The sequence below is a fragment of the Streptomyces sp. NBC_01591 genome (assembly GCF_035918155.1).
GTDB lineage: Bacteria > Actinomycetota > Actinomycetes > Streptomycetales > Streptomycetaceae > Streptomyces.
In genome coordinates this window covers 3315282-3339455 of sequence record NZ_CP109327.1, presented here as the reverse complement: position 1 = coordinate 3339455, position 24174 = coordinate 3315282, and the positions used below count along the sequence as shown (strand labels likewise).

At 69.2% G+C, this 24174-nt stretch carries 29 protein-coding genes, 1 tRNA gene and 1 riboswitch; of the genes, 16 read left to right on the top strand and 14 right to left on the bottom strand.

The window, feature by feature from the left end; genetic code table 11:
- Positions 1-62: 62 nt before the first annotated feature.
- From OG978_RS15555 to rdgB, 4 genes are all read left to right on the top strand, one after another.
- Positions 63-296, top strand: a complete 234-nt coding sequence (locus tag OG978_RS15555) for a glucose PTS transporter subunit EIIB (RefSeq protein WP_014156020.1) — start codon at positions 63-65, stop codon at positions 294-296.
- A 150-nt stretch (positions 297-446) separates the two neighbouring features.
- On the top strand, positions 447-1184 hold the full coding sequence (gene rph, locus OG978_RS15550; RefSeq protein ID WP_326765807.1) for a ribonuclease PH: 738 nt from the start codon (positions 447-449) through the stop codon (positions 1182-1184).
- Positions 1185-1286: 102 nt separating this feature from the next.
- Complete coding sequence (locus OG978_RS15545) at positions 1287-1679, top strand: hypothetical protein (protein ID WP_326765806.1); 393 nt, start codon at positions 1287-1289, stop codon at positions 1677-1679.
- Positions 1680-1700: 21 nt separating this feature from the next.
- Positions 1701-2303, top strand: coding sequence for an RdgB/HAM1 family non-canonical purine NTP pyrophosphatase (gene rdgB, locus OG978_RS15540; protein ID WP_326765805.1), 603 nt, complete (start codon positions 1701-1703; stop codon positions 2301-2303).
- A gap of 64 nt (positions 2304-2367) precedes the next feature.
- Here the strand turns inward: rdgB and OG978_RS15535 are convergent.
- The 4 genes from OG978_RS15535 to bcp all read right to left on the bottom strand — a co-directional run bounded on the left by OG978_RS15535 (position 2368) and on the right by bcp (position 4599).
- A tRNA-Leu gene (locus OG978_RS15535) sits at positions 2368-2451 on the bottom strand.
- A 43-nt stretch (positions 2452-2494) separates the two neighbouring features.
- A complete protein-coding gene (locus tag OG978_RS15530; protein WP_326765804.1) occupies positions 2495-3346 on the bottom strand; it encodes an HNH endonuclease signature motif containing protein in 852 nt (283 codons plus the stop codon).
- Entirely contained in the window at positions 3343-3969 is a 627-nt protein-coding gene (locus tag OG978_RS15525; protein ID WP_326765803.1) for an HNH endonuclease, read from the bottom strand. Before OG978_RS15525 ends, OG978_RS15530 begins: the two co-directional genes overlap by 4 nt.
- A 162-nt stretch (positions 3970-4131) precedes the next feature.
- Entirely contained in the window at positions 4132-4599 is a 468-nt protein-coding gene (gene bcp, locus OG978_RS15520) for a thioredoxin-dependent thiol peroxidase (RefSeq protein ID WP_326765802.1), read from the bottom strand.
- A gap of 127 nt (positions 4600-4726) precedes the next feature.
- On the opposite strand from bcp, the gene OG978_RS15515 reads away from it, so the two are divergent.
- The 3 genes from OG978_RS15515 (at position 4727) to OG978_RS15505 (ending at position 5941) form a co-directional block, all read left to right on the top strand.
- Positions 4727-5047 carry a DUF3618 domain-containing protein gene (locus tag OG978_RS15515; RefSeq protein WP_326765801.1) on the top strand — a complete coding sequence of 107 codons (321 nt, stop codon included), beginning with the start codon at positions 4727-4729 and terminating at the stop codon, positions 5045-5047.
- 61 nt (positions 5048-5108) lie between these two features.
- Positions 5109-5447 (top strand): GroES family chaperonin, encoded by a 339-nt coding sequence (locus OG978_RS15510; protein WP_030923137.1) that lies wholly within the window; start codon positions 5109-5111, stop codon positions 5445-5447.
- A gap of 68 nt (positions 5448-5515) precedes the next feature.
- A riboswitch (guanidine-III (ykkC-III) riboswitch) is annotated at positions 5516-5581 on the top strand.
- A 39-nt stretch (positions 5582-5620) separates the two neighbouring features.
- A complete protein-coding gene (locus OG978_RS15505; RefSeq protein ID WP_326765800.1) occupies positions 5621-5941 on the top strand; it encodes a DMT family transporter in 321 nt (106 codons plus the stop codon).
- Here the strand turns inward: OG978_RS15505 and OG978_RS15500 are convergent.
- Positions 5935-8295, bottom strand: a complete 2361-nt coding sequence (locus OG978_RS15500) for a transglycosylase domain-containing protein (RefSeq protein WP_326765799.1) — start codon at positions 8293-8295, stop codon at positions 5935-5937. The two genes, OG978_RS15505 and OG978_RS15500, sit on opposite strands and share 7 nt — an antisense overlap.
- Positions 8296-8487: 192 nt before the next feature.
- Here OG978_RS15500 and OG978_RS15495 point away from each other — a divergent pair, with 192 nt between their 5' ends.
- The 4 genes from OG978_RS15495 to OG978_RS15480 are packed head-to-tail and all read left to right on the top strand — an operon-like array spanning position 8488 to position 12036.
- Positions 8488-9288, top strand: coding sequence for an ABC transporter permease (locus tag OG978_RS15495; protein WP_326765798.1), 801 nt, complete (start codon positions 8488-8490; stop codon positions 9286-9288).
- A 19-nt stretch (positions 9289-9307) separates the two neighbouring features.
- A complete protein-coding gene (locus OG978_RS15490; protein WP_442817837.1) occupies positions 9308-10180 on the top strand; it encodes an ABC transporter permease in 873 nt (290 codons plus the stop codon).
- A 32-nt stretch (positions 10181-10212) separates the two neighbouring features.
- Positions 10213-11259, top strand: a complete 1047-nt coding sequence (locus OG978_RS15485; RefSeq protein WP_326765797.1) for an ABC transporter ATP-binding protein — start codon at positions 10213-10215, stop codon at positions 11257-11259.
- Between the two features lie 60 nt (positions 11260-11319).
- Positions 11320-12036, top strand: a complete 717-nt coding sequence (locus OG978_RS15480; RefSeq protein ID WP_326765796.1) for a DUF1707 SHOCT-like domain-containing protein — start codon at positions 11320-11322, stop codon at positions 12034-12036.
- 35 nt (positions 12037-12071) lie between these two features.
- Here the strand turns inward: OG978_RS15480 and OG978_RS15475 are convergent, their stop codons facing one another.
- Positions 12072-13322: an SGNH/GDSL hydrolase family protein gene (locus OG978_RS15475; RefSeq protein ID WP_326765795.1), complete on the bottom strand. Its 1251-nt coding sequence runs from the start codon at positions 13320-13322 to the stop codon at positions 12072-12074.
- A gap of 98 nt (positions 13323-13420) precedes the next feature.
- Here OG978_RS15475 and OG978_RS15470 point away from each other — a divergent pair, with 98 nt between their 5' ends.
- Positions 13421-14851: a DUF445 domain-containing protein gene (locus OG978_RS15470; protein WP_326765794.1), complete on the top strand. Its 1431-nt coding sequence runs from the start codon at positions 13421-13423 to the stop codon at positions 14849-14851.
- Between the two features lie 81 nt (positions 14852-14932).
- On the opposite strand, the gene OG978_RS15465 is transcribed toward OG978_RS15470, so the two are convergent.
- Complete coding sequence (locus OG978_RS15465) at positions 14933-15235, bottom strand: hypothetical protein (protein ID WP_259935065.1); 303 nt, start codon at positions 15233-15235, stop codon at positions 14933-14935.
- A gap of 150 nt (positions 15236-15385) precedes the next feature.
- Between OG978_RS15465 and OG978_RS15460 the strand changes: the two genes are divergently transcribed.
- Positions 15386-15877 carry a hypothetical protein gene (locus OG978_RS15460; RefSeq protein ID WP_326765793.1) on the top strand — a complete coding sequence of 164 codons (492 nt, stop codon included), beginning with the start codon at positions 15386-15388 and terminating at the stop codon, positions 15875-15877.
- A 13-nt stretch (positions 15878-15890) separates the two neighbouring features.
- Here OG978_RS15460 and OG978_RS15455 read toward each other — a convergent pair whose 3' ends face one another.
- The 3 genes from OG978_RS15455 to OG978_RS15445 form a co-directional block, all read right to left on the bottom strand.
- Positions 15891-16448 carry a MepB family protein gene (locus OG978_RS15455; RefSeq protein ID WP_326765792.1) on the bottom strand — a complete coding sequence of 186 codons (558 nt, stop codon included), beginning with the start codon at positions 16446-16448 and terminating at the stop codon, positions 15891-15893.
- 91 nt (positions 16449-16539) lie between these two features.
- Positions 16540-17097 (bottom strand): NADPH-dependent FMN reductase, encoded by a 558-nt coding sequence (locus OG978_RS15450; RefSeq protein ID WP_326765791.1) that lies wholly within the window; start codon positions 17095-17097, stop codon positions 16540-16542.
- A 106-nt stretch (positions 17098-17203) separates the two neighbouring features.
- Positions 17204-17551 (bottom strand): hypothetical protein, encoded by a 348-nt coding sequence (locus OG978_RS15445; RefSeq protein ID WP_326765790.1) that lies wholly within the window; start codon positions 17549-17551, stop codon positions 17204-17206.
- 213 nt (positions 17552-17764) lie between these two features.
- Between OG978_RS15445 and cpt the strand changes: the two genes are divergently transcribed.
- Positions 17765-18286, top strand: coding sequence for a chloramphenicol phosphotransferase CPT (cpt, locus tag OG978_RS15440; RefSeq protein ID WP_326770040.1), 522 nt, complete (start codon positions 17765-17767; stop codon positions 18284-18286).
- Between the two features lie 97 nt (positions 18287-18383).
- On the opposite strand, the gene OG978_RS15435 is transcribed toward cpt, so the two are convergent.
- From OG978_RS15435 to OG978_RS15420, 4 genes are all read right to left on the bottom strand, one after another.
- Positions 18384-18866 carry a GNAT family N-acetyltransferase gene (locus OG978_RS15435; RefSeq protein WP_326765789.1) on the bottom strand — a complete coding sequence of 161 codons (483 nt, stop codon included), beginning with the start codon at positions 18864-18866 and terminating at the stop codon, positions 18384-18386.
- A 91-nt stretch (positions 18867-18957) separates the two neighbouring features.
- The gene (locus tag OG978_RS15430) at positions 18958-19908 is read right to left on the bottom strand and encodes a hypothetical protein (protein ID WP_326765788.1); all 951 of its coding nucleotides are present in this window, start codon (positions 19906-19908) and stop codon (positions 18958-18960) included.
- 349 nt (positions 19909-20257) lie between these two features.
- Positions 20258-21472, bottom strand: a complete 1215-nt coding sequence (locus OG978_RS15425; RefSeq protein ID WP_326765787.1) for an MFS transporter — start codon at positions 21470-21472, stop codon at positions 20258-20260.
- A 90-nt stretch (positions 21473-21562) separates the two neighbouring features.
- Entirely contained in the window at positions 21563-21874 is a 312-nt protein-coding gene (locus OG978_RS15420; protein ID WP_326765786.1) for an ArsR/SmtB family transcription factor, read from the bottom strand.
- 268 nt (positions 21875-22142) lie between these two features.
- Here OG978_RS15420 and OG978_RS15415 point away from each other — a divergent pair, with 268 nt between their 5' ends.
- The gene (locus OG978_RS15415; RefSeq protein WP_326765785.1) at positions 22143-22874 is read left to right on the top strand and encodes an LPXTG cell wall anchor domain-containing protein; all 732 of its coding nucleotides are present in this window, start codon (positions 22143-22145) and stop codon (positions 22872-22874) included.
- A gap of 277 nt (positions 22875-23151) precedes the next feature.
- The gene (locus tag OG978_RS15410; protein ID WP_326765784.1) at positions 23152-24171 is read left to right on the top strand and encodes a hypothetical protein; all 1020 of its coding nucleotides are present in this window, start codon (positions 23152-23154) and stop codon (positions 24169-24171) included.
- Positions 24172-24174 lie beyond the last annotated feature (3 nt).

Below are 24174 nucleotides of genomic sequence, written 5' to 3'. Positions count from 1 at the left end.
ACGGTGACGAAACGGACCCAGGGTGGGCCGTCGCACGCATGTGAACAACCAGGGAGAAGGCCATGGCCAGCAAGGCTGAGAAGATCGTCGCCGGGCTCGGCGGTATCGAGAACATCGACGAGATCGAAGGCTGCATCACCCGCCTCCGCACCGAGGTCCACGACCCGAGCAAGGTCGACGAAGCCGCGCTCAAGGCCGCCGGAGCCCACGGCGTCGTCAAGATGGGCACCGCGATCCAGGTCGTCATCGGCACCGACGCCGACCCCATCGCCGCCGACATCGAAGACATGATGTGACCGGCCACCGAACCCTTCGCTGAGCCGACCGCTCGGCCCCGTACAGGCCCCGCCCACCCGGACGGGGCCTGTAACGCACCCGGACGGCGGTCGACCGGGGCCGCCCGCACCCGAACGGACGCCACCCCAGCACCCGATAAAGTCGACGCCATGTCTCGTATCGACGGCCGCACCCCCGAACAGCTCCGCCCCGTCACCATCGAACGCGGATGGAGCAAGCACGCCGAAGGCTCCGTACTCATCTCCTTCGGCGACACCAAGGTCTTCTGCACCGCCTCCGTCACCGAAGGCGTCCCCCGCTGGCGCAAGGGCAGCGGCGAAGGCTGGGTCACCGCCGAATACTCCATGCTGCCCCGCTCCACCAACACCCGCGGCGACCGCGAATCCGTACGCGGCAAGATCGGCGGCCGCACCCACGAGATCAGCCGCCTCATCGGCCGCTCCCTGCGCGCCGTCATCGACTACAAGGCCCTCGGCGAGAACACCATCGTCCTCGACTGCGACGTCCTCCAGGCCGACGGCGGCACCCGCACCGCCGCCATCACCGGCGCCTACGTCGCCCTCGCCGACGCCGTCACCTGGGCCCAGCACAAGAAGATCGTCAAGCACGGCCGCAAGCCGCTGACCGACACCGTCTCCGCGATCAGCGTCGGCATCGTCGACGGCACCCCCCTCCTCGACCTCTGCTACGAGGAGGACGTCCGCGCCGAGACCGACATGAACGTCGTCTGCACCGGCGACGGCCGCTTCGTCGAGGTCCAGGGCACCGCCGAGGCCACCCCCTTCGACCGCAAGGAACTGGGCGCCCTCCTCGACCTCGCCACGGCCGGCTGCGCAGACCTCACCGTCTTCCAGAACGACGCCCTCGCCCGCACCCTGGGCGAGTAAAGAAGCAACCAAATACGCACCACGGAGCGTCGTTACGAACACGGGCGCACGGGTCGAACCGTGCGCCCGTCCGCGTATCCGCATCCGGGGAGGAACCGCACCATGGCCAAGGCCACCCGCCACCGCCGCATCACCGTCGCGCTGACCCTGACCGCCCTCACCGTCACCGCCGCAGCAGGCTGCGGCGCCGTCGACAAGGCACTGGACTGCGTCCGCACCGCCGACGCCATCGCCACCAGCGTCGACAACCTCCAGCAGGCCGTCTCCAACGCCACCAGCGACCCCACGCAGGCCTCCGAAGCCCTCGACGAGATCGAGAAGTCACTCGGCGAGCTCGGCGACAAGACCGACAACGCCGACCTCGGCAAGGCCGTCGACGACCTCCAGGCAGGCGTCGGCAACGTCCGCGACTCCATCGACAAGGGCGACGCCACCCCCGACATCACCCCCGTCACCGACGCCGCCGCGGAGATCGGCAAGGTCTGCACCCCCTGACCACCCCCGATACTGGGTGACATGACCCGCCTCATCCTCGCCACCCGCAACGCCGGGAAGATCACCGAACTCCACGCGATCCTCGCCGACGCCGGCCTCACCCATGAGCTCGTCGGCGCGGACGCGTACCCGCACGTCCCCGACGTCAAGGAAACCGGCGTCACCTTCGCCGAGAACGCCCTCCTCAAGGCCCACGCCCTGGCCAAGGCCACCGGCCACCCGGCCATCGCCGACGACTCCGGCCTCTGCGTGGACGTGCTCGGCGGCGCCCCCGGCATCTTCTCCGCCCGCTGGGCCGGCACCCACGGCGACGACAAGGCCAACCTGGACCTGCTCCTGGCCCAGCTCTCCGACATCGACGAGGCCCACCGCGCCGCCCACTTCGCCTGCGCGGCCGCCCTCGCCCTCCCCGACGGCACGGAACGCGTGGTCGAGGGCCGCCTGCTGGGCACCCTGCGCCACACCCCGTCCGGCACGAACGGCTTCGGCTACGACCCGATCCTCCAGCCCGAGGGCGACACCCGCACCTGCGCGGAACTGACCCCGGCGGAGAAGAACGCGATCAGCCACCGGGGCAAGGCGTTCCGGGCGTTGGTGCCGGTGGTGCGGGAGTTGGTGGGGTGACGGCCCCCCTGTGAAAGCAACAGGTCCGGCCTGCTGCGGCAGCGGGCCGGACCTGTCATCGGTGTGCGCGAGGAGGGACTCGAACCCTCACGCCGCTAGGGCACTGGTACCTAAAACCAGCCTGTCTCACCAATTCCAGCACTCGCGCGTCCCCGGCAGTCTACAAGGTGAGGTTGCGCAGACCCGAAGACTTATATGGCCGCCGATTTGGTTCGGCGCCGGTTCCGGCACCATGTTTCAGTGAGAGCATGGCAGTTGGGGCAGAGGTAACGAAGGTTGTCAGCCCGGTTGTCGAGCCGGTCGCCGTTGATGTGGTCGATCTCCAGGACGAGGCGGTTCCCTCGCCACGTCTCACCGGTTCCGCATCTTGCGCATCTGCGGGGAGCCTCGATGTCGTCGAGTGCTCTTCGCAGGAGGGCCGTGCTCGTTCGGGATGCTCCGGATTCCAGGCGCCGGAGGATCTGGGCTGAGGTCTTGCGGTATGGGGAGCGCGTGCCACGGCAATGGCTCTGCCCGGAGAAGTGGGCAGTCGACAGACCGTATGCCTTGATGTCCCGTTTCAGTCGGGCACGAGCGCCGCCGTTGTCGACCTGCCCCAGGGCCCTCAGGACGCCGGCCAGACTGTGGGACGCGGTGACGGCAGCCGCCAGTTCGTGGCGCGGGGTGGAAGGCGTCCCGTACCTTCGTCCGCTGGTGAAGTGGGAGGTGTCGATGCCGAGACGGTCAATTTTTCTGCGCAGGTAGCCGTAGGGGCTGTCGCTTGGGGGTAGGCCCATGTACTCGAACATTTCCCGGATGCTGTGCGAGTGGGCGGCTGCTTCGGTGAGAAGTTCCTTCGGGTACGCGCGGCGCCCTCGGCTCGGTAGAGCCTCCTCGCCGAAGTGGGACGTGTCGATGCCGTAGTGCTTGAGCCGGTCGCGTATGTAACGGAGCGATCTGCTACCCAGCGGTGCATCGAGTCGGTGCAGGACGTCGACGAGGCTGCTCGCCGTAGCTGCAGTTCGTTCGAGCAGGTCGCGAGGGTATTTGTTCTGGTCGCTCATGCTGTCCTCCCGCGTTTGCGACCACGATAAGTGTCGGTCGCCGCATGGCAGTTGGGGCAGAGGAGCCGGATATTCTCCGGGCGGTTGTCCCACCAGTCGCCGTTGATGTGGTCCACTTCGAGCCGGAGTGGTTGGCCCAGCCACTCTCCTTCGTTGCCGCAGGCGGCGCAGGAATCCTCGACCCCATTGCGGATCAGTTCGCGACGCAGCCGTTCGCCCGGAATCCTGCCGTCCGACGGGGAGCCGAGAACCAGTGGGTTCCCCAGCGCCCCTTTGGGCCTGCGCGGAGGCGTACGCAGGAAATGTGACGTATCGATGCGAAGCTTGGCTACGCGGCGGCTGATGTACGCCTGATTGCCGCCGACGGGGCTTACGCCCAACCTGCGTACTACCTCGGCAATGCTCTTGGAACAGGCGACGAGCTCACGCAGTATCTCTTCGGTGTGGCGCACCCTTGTGTCAGCGAAGTGCGAGATATCCACCCCCGCCTCGGCCATCTTGCTCCGCAGATAGCTCCGGCTCCCCGGCGTCGGTATTCCCCCGCACCAGCGGACCGCATCGTTCGCGTTCGTGGTCTCCCGCGCCGCTTCTTCGAGTAACTCGCGGGTGTATCGAGCCGCCACGTTCTCCTCCGCATCCGGCCGCACGTTCGTGGCCTCGTACGGATCAACGAGTCGTTTATCGGAGAGTCACGTCCGATATCCGACAAGATGCGGAATGCCCTGCACCGCTTCGGTCGACGCTGAAGCGGTGCAGGGTATTCCGAGGGCCGGGCGGCGGTGGGCTCAGATGCCGAGGTCCTTGATGATCTTGGCGACGTGGCCGGTGGCCTTGACGTTGTAGAGGGCGCGTTCGACCTTGCCCTCCTCGTCCACGACGATCGTGGAGCGGATGACGCCCGTCACCGTTTTGCCGTAGAGCTTCTTCTCGCCGAAGGCGCCGTACGCCTCAAGGGTCTCCTTGGACGGGTCGCCGACCAGGGTGACCTTGAGGCTTTCCTGCTCGCGGAACTTGGCGAGCTTCTCGGGCTTGTCGGGGGAGACGCCGATGACGTCGTACCCGGCACCGGCGAGCAGCTCCAGGTTGTCGGTGAAGTCGCAGGCCTGCTTGGTGCAGCCGGGGGTGAGGGCGGCCGGGTAGAAGTAGACGATGACCTTGCGGCCCTTGTGGTCGGCGAGCGAGATCTCGTTGCCGTCGGCGTCGGGGAGGGTGAAGGCGGGGGCGGTGTCGCCGGGCTGGAGTCGCTCGCTCATGGTTCTCCTCAGTGGCACGTGGGGTGTACGGGACCGAGCGTAATAGGGGTGCCGCCGGGTGCGCGGGCGGTCGAGCTGACAGACTGGCGATGAAGGTTTACCGGACGACGACCACGGAGGCGGCGCAGTGTCGGATGCCAGGACCCCTGCGCAGATCGAGGCGGACATCATCAGCAGGCGTGAGCAGCTTGCGGTGGTGCTCGACGAGATCGGGGTGAGGGTGCACCCGAATACGATCATGGGTGACGTGAAGGCCAAGGCTGCCGAGGCCGTGGACCGGACGGCAGGGCGGGCGTTCGTCGCGGTGAACCGGGCGGTGTCGGACGTGAGGGCACAGTTCGTGTCCGAGGACGGGGCCCCGCGTCTGGAGCGGGTGATTCCGGCGGCGCTGCTCGCGGTGGGTGTCGTGGGTCTGGTCGTGGCGTCGAAGCGGCGCCGGAGGGGTTGATGGTGCGGTCCGTGCACCCCGGAGGGGTGTGCAGAGGCGGTGGGCAGGTAGGTTGCGGGGCGTGAGCGAGAACACCGACGACAAGCTGCCCATCCGCATGCTGCACGACCGTGTGCTGGTCCGGTCCGATACGCCCGAGGGCGAGCGGCGTTCCGGTGGCGGCATTCTGATTCCGGCGACGGCCGCGGTCGGCCGCCGACTGGCCTGGGCCGTGGTGGTCGCGGTGGGTCAGAACGTGCGGACGGTGGAGCCGGGTGACCGGGTGCTGTACGACCCGGAGGACCGTGCGGAGGTCGAGGTGCGCGGTGTGGCGTATGTGCTGATGCGCGAGCGCGATCTGCATGCGGTGGCGGCGGACCGGTTCGAGGGGTCGGTGGATTCGACCGGGCTGTATCTGTAGTCCCCCCGGCCCCCCCGGGGGCGTGGGTGCTTGGCCTGGTGACCGGTGTCACCAGGCCTTTTGCATGTTCTTTGCTACGGTTGGGTGACCCCCGACGAGACGCGCCGTACCGGGCTTCGAAAAGACGACGCACCCGTGTTGTTCGAGTGTTCTGTCTCGTCGGAGGTGCCGTCATGGCCTGGGTTCTGCTCGTTGTCGCCGGTCTGCTGGAAGTGGCCTGGTCGATCGGGATGAAGTACACCGAGGGGTTCACCCGGCTGTGGCCGAGCGTGTTCACGGGCCTCGGGATCGTGGCGAGCATGGTGTTGCTGTCCCATGCGGCCAAGACGCTGCCGATCGGTACGGCGTACGGCGTGTGGGTCGGTATCGGTGCGGCCGGTGCGGCGGTGCTGGGCATGGTGGTGCTGAACGAGCCGGTGACCGCCGCCCGGATCTTCTTCGTCTGTCTGCTGCTGGTCGCCGTCGTGGGGCTGAAGGCGACCTCGGGTCACTGACGCGGGGCCGGGGTGCCCCGAGGGGCGGGGAGGAAGCCGTTGCTGTCGCCATTCCCGTCCCCGCCGCCGTTGCTCCTGCCCCCGCCGCCGTTCTGTGCGCCGCCGTTGTCCGTCGTGCCGTCGGTCGGGCTGCCGGTGTCCGTGCCGCCGGTGGCCGGTTCGCTGCTGCCGGGGGTCGTCGGGCTGCTGGGCGGGGTGCTTCCGGGGGTGCTGGGCGGGGTGCTGGAGGTTGTTTCGGAGGGCGTTCCGGTGTCCTCGGGGGTGGTCTGCTCGTCGGTGGGCGGGGCGGGTTCCTCGGCGCCGCTTTCGAGTTCTAGGTCGAAGTCCTCGGCCGTGGTGCCGCGCAGGGCGGCCTCGGTGTACTGGGCCCAGGTCTGGGCGGGTGCGCCGCCGCCGTTGATGCGGGCGAGCCCGAGTGCTCCGTACAGCGGTTTCTGTACGCCGGTTTCGGGGTCCTGGCCCATGACGGCGATGACGGTGGTGAGGTCGGGGGTGTAGCCGGCGAACCAGGCCGCCTTGTCCTCCTCGGCGGTGCCGGTCTTGCCCGCGGCGGGGCGTCCGGCGGCCTGGGCGGCGGTGCCGGTGCCGCCCTCGACGACGCTCCGGAGGATCGCGGTCGTGGTGTCGGCGGCCTCGCGACTGACCGCCTGCTCGGTGTTCCCGCTGTCGGGGAGCTGCAGGTCCTCGCCGTCCTTGCTGATCCGGTCGACGAGGACGTACGCGCCGTGCCGGCCGTGGTTGGCGAGGGTGGCGTACGCCTCGGTCATGTCGAGGACGCTGGCGGTGGAGACGCCGAGTGCGATGGACGGGTACGCGGTGAGGTCGGGGGTGTTCTCCGGGAGGCCGAGGTCGATGGCGGTCTGCTTGACCTTGCCCGGTCCGACGTCCTCGGCCATCTGGGCGTAGACGGCGTTGACGGACTTGTCGGTGGCGGCGGAGACGGTGATGGGCCCGTAGCTGATGTCGTCCTCGTTGGCGGGGGCGTATCCGGTGGGTCCGTCGGGGCCCTGGACCATGCGCTTGTTGGTGCCGTCGTAGATGGTGTTGGGGGTGATGCGCCGGCCGTCCTGGGTGGTGGAGTCGTTGGCGACGGCGGAGGTGAAGACGAAGGGCTTGAAGGTGGAGCCGACCTGGTAGTCGCGGCGGGTCGCGTTGTTCACGTACTGCTTGGTGTAGTCGACGCCGCCGTACATGGCGACGACGCGGCCGGTGCCGGGGTCGATGGAGGCGCCGCCGACGCGGACGTTGCGGTCGGCCTCGCGGTCGGGGCTGGTCTGGGACATGACGTTGTCGTCGACGGCCTCGACGAGGGCGTCCTGTTTCTTCTTCTCCAGGGTGGTGGTGATCCGGTAGCCGCCGGTGGCGAGGGTGTCCTCGTCGATGACGTCGTTGCCGGTGAGGTAGTCCTCGACGGCCTGGACGATGTAGCCGCGCTGTCCGGAGAGTCCGGTGGACGGCTTGACCTTGCCGGGTACGGGGAACTTCATGGTGGCGCGTTCGGCCGCGCCGAGCCACTTCTCCTTGACCATGCCGTCGAGTACGTAGTTCCAGCGCCCGAGGGCGGCGGCCTTGTTCTGGGGGTGGACGACGACGTCGTACGCGCTGGGGGCGTTGAGCAGGGAGGCGAGGTAGGCGCCCTCGGCGGTGGTGATCTCGCCGATGTCCTTGGAGTAGTAGGCCTGGGCGGCGGCCTGGATGCCGTAGGCGTTGCGGCCGAAGTAGCTGGTGTTGAGGTAGCCCTCGAAGATCTGGTCCTTGGACTCCTCGCGGTTGAGTTTGACCGCGATGAAGAACTCCTTGGCCTTGCGGACGATGGTCTGTTCCTGGCCCAGGTAGTAGTTCTTGACGTACTGCTGGGTGATTGTCGAGCCGCCCTGTTTGCCCTTGCCGGTGAGGGTGTTCCAGGCGGCGCGGGCCATGGCCTTGAGGTCGACGGCCCGTTCGGAGTAGAAGTCGCGGTCCTCCGCGGCGAGGACGGCGTGCTGGACGGTGAGCGGTACCTGGGCCAGCTTGACGTTCTCCCGGTTGACCTCGCCGGAGCGGGCGATGACGCTGCCGTCCTTGTAGAGGTAGACGTTGGACTGCGCGGTGGCGCTGGCGTTGGCGGGCGGGATGTCGACGAGTTCGTACCCGGCGATGAAGCCGCCGATCAGGAGCAGGGCGAGGAGGAGGACGGCGCCGAGGGTCATCCGCCAGGTGGGGACGGCGCGGCGCCACCCGGTGCGCTTGGGACGCTTGGGTTTCTTCGCCTTGCCGTCCTCGCCGCCCGCTCCGGCGCTGCCGTCGGCAGCCGGGTCCCTGGGGGCCCAGCCCCGGGGTTCGTTTCCGCTCGGCTGCTGTGGCTCGTCGCTCATGTCCGTGCAGACTCCTCGGCCGCGGTCAGTTCCCCCATAGTGCCCTTTTCTGCGGAATAAGCACCGGATCGACCCCGGGATCGACCCCCGAATCGCCCTGAAAAGCGGTCGCGGCGGCCGTCTCCGTTGGACTAAGGTCTTGCGCTTTGGTGTCCAAAGCCGTTGGGCACCCGGCGACAGGGGGTGTGTGCGGTGCGGCTTTACGCGGTGGTGGCGGCGGGACAGTTCCGGCGCTACGCCACCTACCGGACCGCCACGGCGGCCGGAGTCTTCACCAACACCGTCTTCGGGTTCATCCTCGCGTACACCTATGTGGCGCTGTGGGACGAGCGGCCGCAGCTCGGTGGTTACGACATGTCCCAGGCGCTCAGCTACGTCTGGCTGGGGCAGGCGCTGCTGATGACCTGTTCGATGATGGGCGGCGGTTTCGAGGACGAGCTGATCGAGCGGATCCGCACCGGCGATGTCGCGGTCGATCTCTACCGGCCCGCGGATCTCCAACTGTGGTGGCTCGCGGGCGATCTGGGCCGTGCCGCGTTCCATCTGCTGGGTCGCGGCATCGTGCCGATGCTGGTGGGTTCGCTCGCCTTCGAGCTGGCGCTGCCTTCCTCGGCGGGGATCTGGCTGGCTTTTCTCGTCTCGGTGGCGCTCGGCGTCGTGGTCAGTTTCGCGATCCGCTATCTGGTGGCGCTCTCCGCGTTCTGGCTGCTGGACGGGGCGGGGATGGCGCAGATGGCCTGGCTGGCCGGGATGTTCTTCTCCGGGATGCTGCTTCCGCTGACGCTGTTCCCCGGGGTGCTGGGGGAGGTCGCGCGGGTGCTGCCGTGGTCGTCGCTGCTCCAGGTGCCGGTCGATGTGTTTCTCGGCAAGTACCCGGGGTGGGAGCTGTTGAGGGCGTACGCCTTCCAGGCCGGCTGGGCGCTGGCGCTGCTGCTGGTGGGGCGGATGGTGCAGTCGGTGGCGACGAGGAGGGTGGTGGTTCAGGGTGGCTGATACGACCGGTGCGGTGGAGGTGGCCGGGACGGCGGGCGGGCCCCGGCCCGAGGACTGGCCCGAGGCGGTGTTCGCCCAGCGGCCGAGGTTCGTCGAGGGGGTCAGGGCGTACGGGCTGATCGCGATGATGTGGCTGCGCTCGACGATGGCGTACCGTGCTTCGTTCGCCATGACGGCGTTCGGGAACTTCGCGGCGACCGCCTTCGACTTCGTCGCGATCACGCTGATGTTCTCGCACGTGGACCGGCTGGGCGGCTACACACTGCCCGAGATCGCCCTGCTGTACGGGGTGTCGGGCACCGCGTTCGGTCTCGCCGACCTGTTGCTGGGCTCGATGGACCGGCTGGGGCGGCGGGTGCGCGACGGCACGCTGGACACCCTGCTGGTACGGCCGGTCCCGGTGCTCGCGCAGGTGGCGGCGGACCGGTTCGCGCTGCGCAGGCTGGGACGGGTGCTCCAGGGGGTGCTGGTGCTGGGGTACGCGCTGGTGGTGCTGGACATCGCGTGGACGCCGCTGAAGGTGGCGATGGTGCCGCTGATGCTGCTGAGCGGGGCGGCGATCTTCGGGGCGTTGTTCGTGGCCGGGGCGGCGTTCCAGTTCATCGCGCAGGACGCCGCCCAGGTGCAGAACGCCTTCACGTACGGCGGGAACACACTGCTGCAGTACCCGCCGTCGATCTTCGCGAAGGACCTGGTGCGCGGGGTGACGTTCGTGGTGCCGCTGGCCTTCGCGAACTGGTTGCCCGCGCTGTACGTGCTGGGCCGGGAGTACCCGTTGGATCTGCCGGACTGGGTGGCGTTCCTGTCCCCGGTGGTGGCGGTCCTGTTCTGGCTGCCGGCCGGTCTGGCCTGGCGCTCGGGCCTGCGCGCCTACCGCAGCACAGGAAGCTGATCCACAACATCGAACGAGGCAGGGCATCGGGCATGGACGCAGAAACACGTACGGGTTCCGACACCGACGTCGGAACCGACACCGATATCAACACCGACACAGGCACCTCCACCGGATTCATCGAGCTCGACAACGTGGAAAAGGTCTTCGACGTGCGTCGCAAGACCGGTTTCATGCGCAGCGAACGCCGTCAGGTACGGGCGGTCGACTCGATCAGCTTCCGTGTCGCGCGCGGCGAGATGGTCGGCTACATCGGCCCGAACGGTGCGGGGAAGTCGACCACGATCAAGATGCTGACCGGCATCCTCACCCCGAGCGGCGGCCGGCTGCGGGTGGCGGGCATCGACCCTTCGAGGGAGCGTACGAGGCTGGCGCACCGGATCGGTGTGGTGTTCGGCCAGCGCACCACGCTCTGGTGGGACCTGCCGCTGCGCGACTCGTACCGTCTGATGCACCGGATGTACCGGATTCCCGACGCGCGCTACCGGGAGAACCTGGCCCGCTGTGTCGAACTCCTCGATCTGGGCGAGCTGTTGGACGTTCCCGTGCGGCAGTTGTCGTTGGGGCAGCGGATGCGTGGTGACATCGCGGCGGCGCTGTTGCACGATCCCGAGGTGCTGTACCTGGACGAGCCGACGATCGGTCTGGATGTCGTCTCCAAGTCGAAGGTCCGTGGGTTCCTGCGGGACCTGAACGCCGAGCGTGGCACGACGGTGCTGCTCACGACCCATGATCTGACGGACATCGAGCAGCTCTGCAAGCGGGTGATGGTGATCGACCACGGCCGCCTGATGTACGACGGCGCCCTCGCGGGTCTGCATGAGGTGGGCGAGAGCGAGCGGACGCTGGTGGTCGACCTGGAGCGTCAACTGCCGCCCATCCGGCTGGAGTCGGCGCCCTCGGTCCGTACGGTGAAGGTGGAGGGGCCGCGGCAGTGGCTGGCCTTCCCGGCGTCGGAGTCGGCCGCTCCGCTGGTCGCCCGGATCGCCGCGGACTACCCGTTGGTCGACCTTTCGGTGCGGGAGCCGGACATCGAGGCCGTGATCGCGAAGATGTATGAGTCCGCCACCGGCATGTAGGGCTGTGGGGTGGCGCAGGCGTTCAATAGGCTGCGCGGTATGACAAGTGACCTTCCGGAAATGCGTGCTTCCGATGCCGAGCGCGAGCGTGTCGCCGAGACTCTGCGCGAGGCGGTTGCCGAGGGTCGGCTGGAGATGGAGGAGTTCGAGCAGCGGCTCGACGCGGCCTACAAGGCGCGTACGCATGGGGAGTTGGAGCCGCTGGTCCGGGATCTTCCGGCGCCGGGCGCGGCGGTGGCCCCGGTGGGTGCGGCTCCGGCGCGGACCGGATCGGAGAGGCGGTGGGCGGACCGGATCGGCAAGCCCGCCACGTCGGGCGGCGCGTTCGCGTTCTGGGGTGGGTTCGGTCGCCGGGGGAACTGGACGGTGGGCCGGAAGTTCACCGCGTTCGCGATGTGGGGCGGCGGTGAGATCGATCTGCGTGAGGCGAACTTCGAGGACCGCGAGGTGGTCATCCGCTGTTTCACGATCATGGGCGGTATGCAGGTGACGGTTCCGCCGGAGCTGAATGTCGAGGTCAAGGGGATCGGCATCATGGGCGGCTTCGGGGAGCGCTCGAAGGATGAAGGGGTCCCGTCGCCGGACGCCCCGCGGGTGCGGATCACCGGGTTCGCGCTGATGGGGGGTGTCGGTGTGGAGCACAAGCGGAGCAAGGCGGAGAAGCAGCGGCTGAGGGACGCGGAGCTGGAGCGGCTGCGGGAGCTGGACCGGGAGCGCGGGCGCGGCCGGGGCCGGCTGGAGAAGGGCCGGGGCCCGTCGGACCGGTCCGAGGACTGAGGCAGCGCCCCGGGGCGTGAGGAGCGCGCCGGGGGTCAGAGCTGGTCGGACCTGGGCCGGTCGTGCACCAGCGTGGTCAGGTCCACCAGTGAGCCCAGTTGCCGGTAGCCCGCGTCGTTCAGATGGAGATGGTCGCCGCCGTCGTAGGCCGGCCGGAGCCGGGTCGGGCGGTAGGGGTCGCGGGCCGCCGCGTCGAAGTCGATGACGTGGTCGAAGATCCCGCCTGCCCGGATCAGCGCGTTGACCCGTTCCCGTACGTCGTTGCGCGCGGGTGTCCAGGTGCGGTACCCCTCGTACGGCATCAGGGTCGCCCCGACGACCCGGAGTCCGCGTGCGTGGGCGCGCTGCGTCATGGACCGCAGGCCGTCCGCGATGCGCTGCGGGTCGGTCTCCTGCGGGGTCTGCTGCACATCGTTGATGCCGAGTGCGATGACGACGGTCTTCACTCCGGCGACGTCCAGTACGTCGCGTTCGAAGCGGGCGCTCGCCCGTACGCCGCTTCCGTCGCGCAGGATGCGGTTGCCCGCGATGCCCGCGTTGGCCACCCCGTACCGGCCGCGCAGCCGGTCGGCGAGCACGTCGGGCCAGCGGCTGTTCGTGTCGAGGGTGGAGCCGGTGCCCGCGGTGAGCGAGTCGCCGATCACGGCTATCGTTCCGGCGGCGACCTGGGTGTGCACGTCGACCGCGGTGAGGTAGCGCCAGCCGTCGGTCCGCCGGGTGCCCCACGCGGTGTTCACGTACGACGTCTGGTGGCTGCGCTCGTGGACGGTGACGGGCCCCTGGGCGGTGGGGGTGCGCAGGGTGATCACGAGATCGGTGTCGGCGGCGACCGGGACGACGACGGGGTCGCTGACGATCTGCCCGCCGGCCGCGACGGTCACGGTGCGCGCGCCTCCGAAGGTCACCGGGCGGGTGTTCACGGTGACGCGGTCCATGACCAGCGGGCGGGTGCCGAAGACGTTGGAGAGGGTGATGCGGGCCGCGTCGCCGCCGATACTGGTGTGCACGACGTTACGGATGGTGCGTCGGTTCAGGGCGCTGCCGTTGTAGGAGTCGACCACCCCGGCGACGGGTGCCGCCGTCCAGGTCGCGGCCCAGAGGCCGGTGGAGTGGGCGGGGGCGGCGGGCGTACGGGCCACGGACCGCGGGTCGGGTGCGGCGATCTGCTTCGGCCGGGTGCCGGAGCCGGAGAACAGCAGGGAGCCGGCGAACGCCACGGCGGCGGCGAGCGCGGCGGTGCCCGCCACGAGGGCGATGAGCAGGGCGTACCCCTGGCGCCTGGGCATGGGCGGTGTGTCTCCTCATGATCAATCGGACTGGTCCCATGATGGGGCAGGGCGTCGGGAACTCGACGTGCGGCCCGGGAGTAGGTCAGGTAGGGACAATGCGTACGGGACACCGGGGGCGAGGCGTACGCGGACGGGTGGAGCGGATGGAACGGATCGACCGGACCGGAGCCGGGGAACAGGGCGCGCGGCAGCGGGAGCGTGCCGGGGAGCAGGTGGCGGGTGCGGCCCGTTCCGTACCGGGTGGCCGTCCTGCGCCTCTCGCCTCGTTCGCGTACACCGCGGCCGACGAGGAGAAGCGGCGCGGTGTGCGCCGGATGAAGACCACGGCAACGGGCCTCCTTCTGCTGGTCGCGCTCGTGTACGTACTCGCCACCTGGGCGAAGAACGCGGGTGTGGGCGGCTGGCCGGGCTTCGTCGCCGCGGCCGCCGAGGCGGGGATGGTGGGTGCGCTGGCCGACTGGTTCGCCGTCACGGCGCTGTTCAAACGTCCGCTCGGCCTGCCGATCCCGCACACCGCCATTATCCCCACCAAGAAGGACCAGCTCGGAGCGTCCCTGGGTTCCTTCGTCGGCGAGAATTTTCTCTCCGGCGATGTCGTACGGGGCCGGATCCACGCGCTCGGTGTCGGCCGCCGCGTCGGTGCCTGGCTGGCCGAGCCGGAGCACGCGGACCGGGTCACCGCCGAGCTGTCGACCGCGTTGCGCGGTGCGCTGAAGGTGCTGCGGGATTCCGATGTGCAGGCCGTGGTGGGTGAGGCGATCACCCGGCGGGCCAATGCGGCGGAGATCGCTCCCGGGCTCGGCAAGATGCTGGAGAAGATCGTCGCCGATGGCGGCCACCGCAGGGTGGTGGACCTGATCTGTGTACGTGCCCACGACTGGCTGGTGCTGCACGGCGATTCGGTGATGGACGCGGTGCAGGGCGGGGCTCCGGGCTGGACGCCGCGGTTCGTCGACAAGCGGGTGGGGGAGCGGGTCTACAAGGAGCTGCTGCGGTTCGTCACGGAGATGCGGGACATGCCGGGGCACCCGGCGCGCGCTTCGATCGACACGTTCCTGACGGACTTCGCGGCCGACCTCCAGACGGACTCGGACACCCGGGCCCGGGTGGAGCGGCTGAAGTCGGAGATCCTGGGACGCGGCGAGGTCCAGGAGGTCATCGCTTCGGCCTGGTCGTCCGTACGCACGATGATCATCGCGGCGGCGGAGGACGAGCAGAGCGAGCTGCGGCTGCGGGCGCGGGCCTCACTGATGGCGCTGGGGGCGCGGCTGGCGACGGACGGCCGGCTGCAGGCGAAGCTGGACGGCTGGCTGGAGGACGCGGCGGTCTATGTCGTCACGACCTACCGCGCGGAGATCACCTCGCTGATCAGCGACACGGTCGCGAGCTGGGACGCGGACCAGACGTCGAAGAAGATCGAGGCGCACATCGGCCGCGACCTGCAGTTCATCCGGATCAACGGCACGGTGGTGGGTGCGCTGGCGGGCCTGCTGATCTATACGGTGTCGTGGGCGCTGGGCGCGTAGCGGAGCTCGCACAAGTTCGCACAACAGCAGGGGTGGGGGCTCTTCGGAGCCCCACCCCTCTTCCGTGCTTCCGTATGCGCTTCAGGCGGCCCGGCGGGTGACCGCCCATGACGCGGCGGCCATGCTGCCCGCCACGGCGAAGACGGCCGGCCAGGCGCCGACCTTCTTGGCCAGCGGGTGCGAACCGGCGAACGCGGCGACGTACGCCGTGGTCAGCCCGACGGCCGCGCGCGGCCCGGCCTGCCGGTTCCACTCGTACGCGGCGACAGTGCCCGCGGCGGCGAGGGCGACCCCGCCCAGCGGCCGCTTCCTGGTCCACCGCGCGACGGCGTACCCGCCGACCAGCCCGCTCGCCGCCACCGCCGCTGCCGGAACCTTCGCCATCGCAGCCACCTTCGCCTTCTCGTCTGTGTGATCCGGGCCCAGGAGGGTTCTGGCCCGGTTCTTCGAGGCTAACGCGGTGCCCGGATTTCCGGTCGCCGAGGGGGTGCAAGCGTTTATGCGCGCATCGCTGCGACGACCGTGGTCGCGGCGGTGGTTCTCGGGGCGTTCCTGGTGGGCTGCTCCGCCGGGACCTCGCAGGGGCCGGGCGGTGACGTTCCCTATGTGGCGCCGTCCGTGAACGCCGCGGCCGCGTCCAAGGCCGCCGACGAAGCCGCCGCGGCGCAGAGCGCCGAGGACGAGGCCAGTGCGGAGGCGGAGGCGCGCAACAGGCCGGAGGCCGTACGCGACGCCTTCGCGGGGCTCCAGGCCACGCTGAACGACAACTGCACCCCGGGCTCGTCGAATTGCGCCTACTTCCTGGGTCGGGTCCACGACGAACTGGCCCGCCTGGACAAGGCCATGAAGGCGGACGCCCAGGGCCCCGGCCACTTCAAGGAGCCGATCGCCTGGATCGCCACCCTGCGCGGGACGCTGAACGGCGACACCTCCACGGACAACCTGGAGAAGCACCGCTCCGAACTGATCGGCACCCGCGACCGCATCAACACCTGGATGCAGGGCCACCCGGAGGACTACCGCTGACCGGCCGCCACGGTCACGGGCGGTAGAGCGCCCGGCACCGGTCCGGGTCGGCGACCCCGCCCTCCGGGACCGGCAGGAAGTACTCCACCTGCCACTCCTGCGTGCGGCCGGCCTGCCGATTGGGCGTCGTCACCCACGGCGGATAGACGCGGAACGCGCGCTTCCCGCCGGACCCGTCACGCGACACGATGTCCCGCTCGCAGAGCACGTCCCGCGGAAACACGAACTGCCCGGAGCCGCCGGCGTCACGGGTGCTGATGACGAAGAGGTCGACCGGGTCCCCGGCGTCGTAGGGCCGGATCGGCCCACCACCCGCGGACCGCTTCCACACCGTCACGAACTGTCCGGCCTTCGTCGGGGTGGTCCGGGCCACCCGGAACCTGACGGCGGAGCCGCCCACGGTGAATGCGTGTGCCCCGTACTCGGCGCTCTCCGCCTCGGGCACCGGCCGCGTGCACACGAGCCCGCTCGGGTCGTAGACCAGCGTCTTCGCCGCGAGGAGGTCGGCATGCAGGGGCTCGCCGTCCGGCCAGGGCCGGGACGGGGGCGGGGGCTCAGAAAGTGTTGCCATTTCGCCCATTCTGTCAGCGGCTGTCCCGTTGTCACCCGGCCGGGGGCGGGCGATGAGTTTCCCCGGCGCCGGTAACCTCCAACTGTGACCTCTACTCGTCCCGCTCGGCCTCCGCGGCCCGCTCCGTCAGCAGCGCGAGCACCTGCGCCAGCTGCTCACGGGCGCCCGGATCGGTGATGACCCCGTCCGGGCCGACCGCGTTCCGGTCCACGGTGATCCGTACGCAGGCCGGCTCCACGATGTCCGCACCGGTGTAGCCCAGCACCGTACGGAGGGTGGCCTCGGCGCCCTGGCCGCGGCCGGGAGCCGCGGCGTTCACCCAGGCGGTCGGCTTGTCGCAGATCTCGGTACCGCCGACCGTCCAGTCCAGCAGGTTCTTGAACGCCCCCGGCAGGGTCCCCGCGTACTCCGGCGTACAGACGAGTACGGCATCCGCCTCGTCGATCGCCGCACGCAGCTCCGCCACCGGACCCGGCAGCGGATCGGCATCGTCATCGGGGTTGAAGTGCGGGAGCGACGCGAGGCCGCCGTAGAGAACGGTCCGTACCCCCGCGGGCGCCACGTCGCGCGCGGTGCGCAGCACGGTCTCGTTGGAGGAACCGCTGCGCAGGCTTCCGGACAGCAGGAGGATCACAGATGGCGTCGGCATACCCGGTCAACCTGCGACGACCGGCCCCCATTCCCGCATACGACGCCACCCCGGCACGAGCGCGGGGCGGCTCGTACCGGGGTGGTGGTCGCGGGGTGCGGCAGGATCAGCTGAAGACGACCGAGCGGAGCTTCAGCCGCTCGGAGGCGTGGCCGCCGTGGGGCCGAAGGGTGAAGTAGGCGCCCTCGCAGTCGGGCCCGCTGAAGACCGTCGCGCTGGAGTCGGTGTAGTTCCACGGAGTGTGGGCGGGGTTCGTCGAGAGGGGGTCGGCCACCTCGGGCAGGGTGATGCACATCTGGCTCGGCGGGTCGGAGAGGAGGCCGAGCCGCGGTGAGCCGTCGAGACCGGTGTAGGTGTACGCGAAGTCTCCGGTGGCCGCACTGGCCGAGGTCGGCACGGCGACGATGAGCGCGAGCGCGCCGAGGGCGGCAGCAACGGTGGAACGAAGACGCATGAGGGGAACTCCTTGTGCGGGGGGTCGGAAACGACAGCAAGTCTGTGCCGCTGAGCTGCGGTTACTGCCGAATATGGGGTTCCGTCACCCGGACGGGAGCTGCTGAATCGGTTCTTCCGACGGCCATGCGGGTCATGAGCCGGTCCCACCGTGTTGACCACATCACCGCACCGGTCCGCCGTCAGGTTTTAGTGTGGCCGAGTGAAGACGCAGATGATCGTGCTCAACGGTGGTTCCAGCTCGGGGAAGTCCGGGATCGCCCGGTGCCTTCAGGCAGTGTTGCCGGACCCGTGGCTGACCTTCGGTGTCGACACACTGGTCGAGGCGATGCCCGCGTCCATGCGTGCGTCGGACGCAGGCATCGAGTTCGCTCCGGACGGCGAGGTGGTCGTCGGCCCCGAGTTCCGTACGTTGGAGACGGCATGGATCGAGGGGGTCGTCACGATGGCCCGCGCGGGAGCCGGGGTCATCGTCGACGAGGTGTTCCTCGGCGGCGCGGCCTCCCAACAGCGGTGGCAGAAGGCGCTCGGTGAGATCCGGGTGCTGTGGGTCGGCGTCCGGTGCGAGAGCGTCGTCGCCGCAGCCCGTGAGATCGCGCGGGGCGACCGCGTCCCCGGCATGGCGGCCGCACAGGCGGACATGGTCCACCAGGGCGTGACCTACGACGTCGAGGTGGACACGACGCGGAGCGAGTCCATGGAGTGCGCGCGCATCATCGCAGCCCACATCGGCTGACCGGGCGCGCCCCCACTGATCGTTTCCGGCCACAGCACCACGCATCGCCGTGCTGTACGTCGCCGCACCACGCATCGCCGCACCACGCATAGCCGTACTATGCGTTGTCGCCGAGCGCCAGCTCACCGACGACCTGATCCCCGCTCGTCTCCCCGGTCAGCCGGAACCCGAGCTTGAAGTAGAACTGCTCGGGCCCGTGTTCACCGGGGACCCAGGACACGGTCGCACGCGTCTGCCCCCGCCGCCGGATCTCCTCGCACACCGCCTCCACGGCGAAACGGCCGTATCCCCGCCCCTGCTGATCGGCCGCGATGTTCAGCCGCCAGAGCCCGGAGCGCAGCCTGTCGTCGTTCGGGTCGTCCGGGTAGAACCGGACATCGAAGAAGGCCATGACGAAGCCGACGAGCTGCTCGCCGTCGAAGATCAGCCGGGGCCAGGCGATGTCGGGGGCCGCGTAGGCCTGAGCCAGCGACCAGGCGACGGGCTTCACGAGCCCGTCCTGGTCGGGGCGTACTTTCAGTTGGCAGGCGGCCTCGACGTTGTCCGGCGTGACCTTTTGGAGTCGCAGTGATGAAGACATGCGGGCAACCTACAGACCCGCCACCACCAGGATGCCCGGTGCCGCCGAGGTGGCGGTACCGGGCATCCAGCGAACTCCCTTTGGAGCGAGGTCAGTTCGCGGGGGCCTGGTAGAGGCCCCGGCCGGCGCGGTGGGCCCGGGAGGTGGCGACGAGCCTGTCGAGGGTGCTGCGGACGGTGTTGATGCCGTTGGGGGTGAGCTCACGCCCCAGGGCCTTCGTGACGTCACGGGCGCGGACGGGGGTGTCGCCGGACGCGGCGAGCACCTTCATGGCGAGCTCGGTGAGGCTTCCGCTGTCGTCGACGGCCGGTGCGGCGGCCGCGGCGGTCTCGGTCTTCTTCGGCGCCTTGGCCTTCGCGGGCCTGGCGGCCTTGGTCGCCTTGGCCGCCTTCGCCGGTGCGGCGGACTTGCTGTCCTTGACCGCCTTGGTCGCCCTGGCCGTCTTGGCAGCCTTGGCGGGTGCGGCGGACTCCGTGTCCTTGGCGCCCTCGCTGTCCTTGGCGTCCTTGATGTCCTTGATGTCCTTGACGTCCTCGGCAGGCTTGGCGACGACGGCCTTCTTGGCCTGGCCGCGCTGGGCCCTCGGCTTGGCGGCAGCCTGCTTGCGGCCCTTGGGCGCGGCGGGCGCCTTACGGGCGGCACGGCGCGCGGGGGCGGCTGCCGCCTGCTCCTGCGGAGCCTCCGCCTGCACGACGGAGTCGACGGAATCCTGTGCCTGCTGCGGAATCTTGGGAGCGGGAACGCTCGCCGCCTCGGCCTTGGCGTCGTCGGCCTTGACCTCTTCGGCCTCACCCGGCTCCGCCACCTTCGGCTCCGCCGCCGCGCTCGCGTTCGCGCTCACGGAGGGAGCAGGGGCGAGAGCGGGAGCACCCGACAGGGCGCGCAGCGCGGTCAGCGCGGTACGCATCGACTCCAGGCGTTCGGTGACAGTCGCGAGTTCCTTCTCCAGACTCTGCTGGTGCTGCTCCAGGAGAGGAAGTTCCGCCTCCAGCAAGGTAGTTGTGGCATCGATAGTGACCAATGTGTTGGTCTCGGAGGTCATGTTGTCGTCCTTCTGTCCCGGCCGACCGTTGGTGACCGATGTATCGCAGGGTAAGGGGTGTTGTGTTGTGGCCGGAAATCGCCCGTACGTTATGGCGTTCCGCGAAGCATCGTCAGCACTGGCCGTCAGTCTCCTGAACGACGGAGCGGCGTGCCCCGGAGTTGGCACGGGAGACACTCGTTTGGCCGTACCCGTGGCCGTACTCGCACCCGTACCCGGGGCATCGGCGAGCCCCATGAATTGTCATCGGTGCCGCCTGTGATCCACCGGACCCGTAGAAGTGAGGAGGCGGTCCGGTGCGCACCGCACCGGACCGCCTCCTCGCCTCCCCTCGCCTCCACGAGTCGCGTCAGACCCCCACCTCCCCGAGCGCCTGCGCGCCAGGGGCGGACGACACGGCCTGCCGCTCACCGCCCCGATCTGCCCCGAGACCCAGCCGCAGCCCCATCACGATCAGAGCAGCAACTGCGAATCCGCTGCCGACCCAGGCGAGTTGACGGGCTCCGTACTCCGCCAGGACCCAGCCGCCGACCGCGGTGCCGATGGTGATGCCGAGATTGGAGAACGAGATGAAGAGGCTGTTCCCGAACTCGGGCGCGTCAATGGCGTCCCGCCCCAGCCAGCTCTGGCTCACGATGAGCCCGCCCGAATGCACGGCACCCCACACCAGGACCGCCAGAACCATCGGTGCGAACAGCGGGCCGACGGCGTACAGCAGGACGTAGACCAGCAGACACAGCGCCGGGTAGGCGACGACGGTGCGGACGAGGTTGCGTCGCAGCAGGCTGCCGAAGGCGAAGTTCCCGAGGATCATCACGATGCCGAACGCCATCAGCATGGCGCTGACCCACGTACCGTCCATGTGCGTGACCTGACCCAGGTACTCGGCGAAGTAGCCGTAGACCGAGAACATCGCCGCGAAGACGAGGACGACGGACGCGATGGTCAGCCACATCCGGGTGCGCTTGAGAATGCTCAACTGTGCACCGTAGGAGGCCCGTTGGCCGACCGGCATCGACGGAACGAACCGCAGGATGCCCAGGAACGCGACCAGGTTGACGAGCGCACCGAACCAGAAGGCCGAAGCCAGCGACAGGTGCTCGGCGAGATACGAGGTCAACGGCACACCGAACGCGAAGCCGACGGTGACCCCCGCGAACACGGTCGTCGTGGCCCGGGTCGCGTCCTTCGCGGGTACCAGCCGTGCGGCGGTGGCGAGCGCGACCGCGAAGAACACGGGATGGAAGAGGGCGGGAATGACGCGGAAGGCGAGCATCACCTCGTACTGCGTGGTGAGCGCGTAGACGGCGTTGGAGACGGCGAACACCGCGATCGCGGCGGCGAGCACCTTCTTGCGGTCGATGCCGGAGGCGAGCAGCGTTGTGAACGGCCCGGACACCGCGATGACCAGGGCAAACACTCCGACGAGCCAGCCGGCGGTGGACGGCGTGACACCGAGTTCGGCCGAGACCTGGGGGAGCACGCCGACCATGCCCATCTCGGTGGTGATGATCCCGAACACGCCCAGGGCGAGTACCAGGACGGTGAGAGAGGTCTTTCGCATCGGAACGATCGATACCTTTCATCAAATCTGGAAAAGTAGATACATTGGGTCAGGGGTAGGAGCTGCGTGCGGGATTCGGAATCAAGTGATCTACAACTCGTCGCGGACGTACGCGGCGAACTCGGCGATCACCGGCTCGTTGCGCCGGTAATACGTCCACTTGCCGATGCGTTCGGAGGTGAGCAGCCCCGCGTCCCTCAGGGTCTGCAGATAGCCGGACACCACCGACTGCGCCAGCCCGGAGCGTTTCTGGATGTCGCCGACGCACACGCCGATATGGAACCCGAGCCCCTGCTGCCGGTAGGAGTCCTCGTCGAAATGCTTCTCCGGCTCCCGCAGCCACTGCATGAACTGCAGGCGCGCGGGATTGGCGAGCGCCTTGTGTACGGCCAGCGGGTCCATCGCTCCACCTCTCCGTGGTCTCTCTACGGTACGAATCTAGCTTTCGCGATATGTAGTGCCAAGTCAAATCGCGCAAGCGACGACTGCGGCGCGCGGCCGGCGGTGGGTGGCGGGCGCCTCCCCCTCGTCCTCAATCGTTATGCGGAACCAATGGCACGAATGATGTGATAGGCGGCATAGATGTATCGATGTTCCTTGACGGACTCATACCGGTCGCAGGAGGCTGAGGCGCCCCCCACGGAAGCCCTTCTCACCGTTGGATTTGCCCATGCGCTCACTTGCTTCCGCAGGCACGCTCACAGCCGCCGTCGCCGCGGCGATGCTGCTCGCCCCTGCCGCCCATGCCACCGCTCCCGGCGACAACGGCACCGTGAAGATTCACGATGCCAAGACCGGTGAAGAGCTCCGTAAGAACGAGCCGCACGTATGCACCTTCTACCTCGACGCCTTCGGGTTCGACGGCAGCCAGAACGTCGACTGGCGCATCGAGGCGTGGGCCCCGACCGCCCACGTCAAGGGTGAAACCGTGAAGTCCGGTTCGCTGACGCTCGACGCCGAGGGCCATGGCCGTACGCCGGACCAGTCCCTGCCCGACGGTCACTACAAGCTGTTCTGGAACTTCGACGGCGAACACGGCCGGGCCAAGCACAAGGTCTTCTGGACCGACTGCGGCGAGGAGAAGCCCGGCGGCGGCAAGCCGTCGCCCTCCGCCCCCGAGTCGACCCCTGCTACGCCGTCCTCCTCGCCCTCTTCCCCGTCCGGCCCGGCGCAGCCGACCGAGGCGCCCACCTCGTCCGCCCCCGCGGGCACCGTCTCCACTCCACAGGCTTCGGCTTCCTCGCCCGCCGCGTCGTCATCGCCGTCCGCGCACGGTGACGGCAACCTCGCCGAGACCGGCACGGGCGCGCCGGTCGGCCTGCTGTCCGCAGCCGCCGCCGCGCTCGTCGCGGCAGGCGCCTACCTGGCGCTCCGCCGCCGCAAGGCACAGCAGCAGCACTGACACGCCCTGTTGCACCACACCGCTGCCCCCACACTCCGCGCCGGAGTGTGGGGGCAGCGGCATGTGCGCCCCGGCCCGGGGCGCGTCGAGGTGCCGCGCACCGCCGACGTCCGGGCGGTGGCGTGAAGTCCCGTAGGCGTGGCGGCAGATGAAGAACATGCGGTACGGTGACGAAATCGTCACGCTCTGTGTGTTCACGCGCACATAGGGCGGCCCCCGGCGGTGCGCCAACACCAACCCGAGGGCCTACACCACCAGTGGAACAGGACCACCGGAAATGTTGCGTCATGCTATCGCGCCGTCCGCGCGCTATACGAAGGCATCACACGATGTCGTCCGCCACCCGCGTCTGAACAGTGACGCGAAGATCCTGCTCCTGTACGTCCAGGGCCTCCCCGCCAACACCACCTTCAAGCCCTTGAGCGAACTGGCCCAGAAGCTGGGCATCAAGGGCCGCGCGTACCAGAAGGCGAAGCAGCAACTGGTCGAGAACGGGTACGTACACGAGTGGCGCAGCCAGAGCGACGGCGGCCGCTGGCTCACCGAGCAACTGGTCGCGAACACCGCCCTGACGGGTGAGCAGGCATCCCACGTACGAGGAACCCCACCAGCCACCCCGCACGCCACCCCACACGCCGCTCCGCCCATCGCTGCGCCACCGAGTACGCACTCTCCGACGGTCGGTGTACCGACTGCCCGGACGGCCGGTGGCTATGAACCGGTAGAAGACAACAGCGATAAAACCACTCCCCACCCGCCCTCCGAACACTCCGAAGCCTCCGAACCTTCCGAACCGGAGCGCCCGGCCTCAACAGCGGACCCCGCCCAGCTGGCCCGCGCCGAACGCGTCCTGCTCTCCCTGCGCCACTCCCGCCGCGAACTGCACCTGGGCGTACGCGAGGCCGCCAAGCTGGCCGTCGAAGCAGTCAAGTGGCTGGAGCGCGGCCTGAGCGAGTCCGACCTACGCCAGGCCCTGCTCGCCGAACGCCCGAAGGACGGCGTGCGCTCGGCAGTCGGCTTCCTCCGCTACCGCCTCGTCCAAAAACTCCCCGAACCCCGGACGACCCCAGAGTTCTTCGAACCCGCACGCCCCCGCGAGCTGATCGAATGCCAGGTCCCGGGCAAGAAGCACACCTTCCGCCCCCTGCTGGACGAGACGGAATGCACCCCGTGCCGCCTGATCGCAGTGAACACCATGTACTCCGAAGCCCCCTCACCGGAGCCCGATCCCCTGCCCTGGCGAGAACGCTTCGCAAGGATCAACACAACACCGACGGCCGCTCCTGGCGTGGGCTGACGG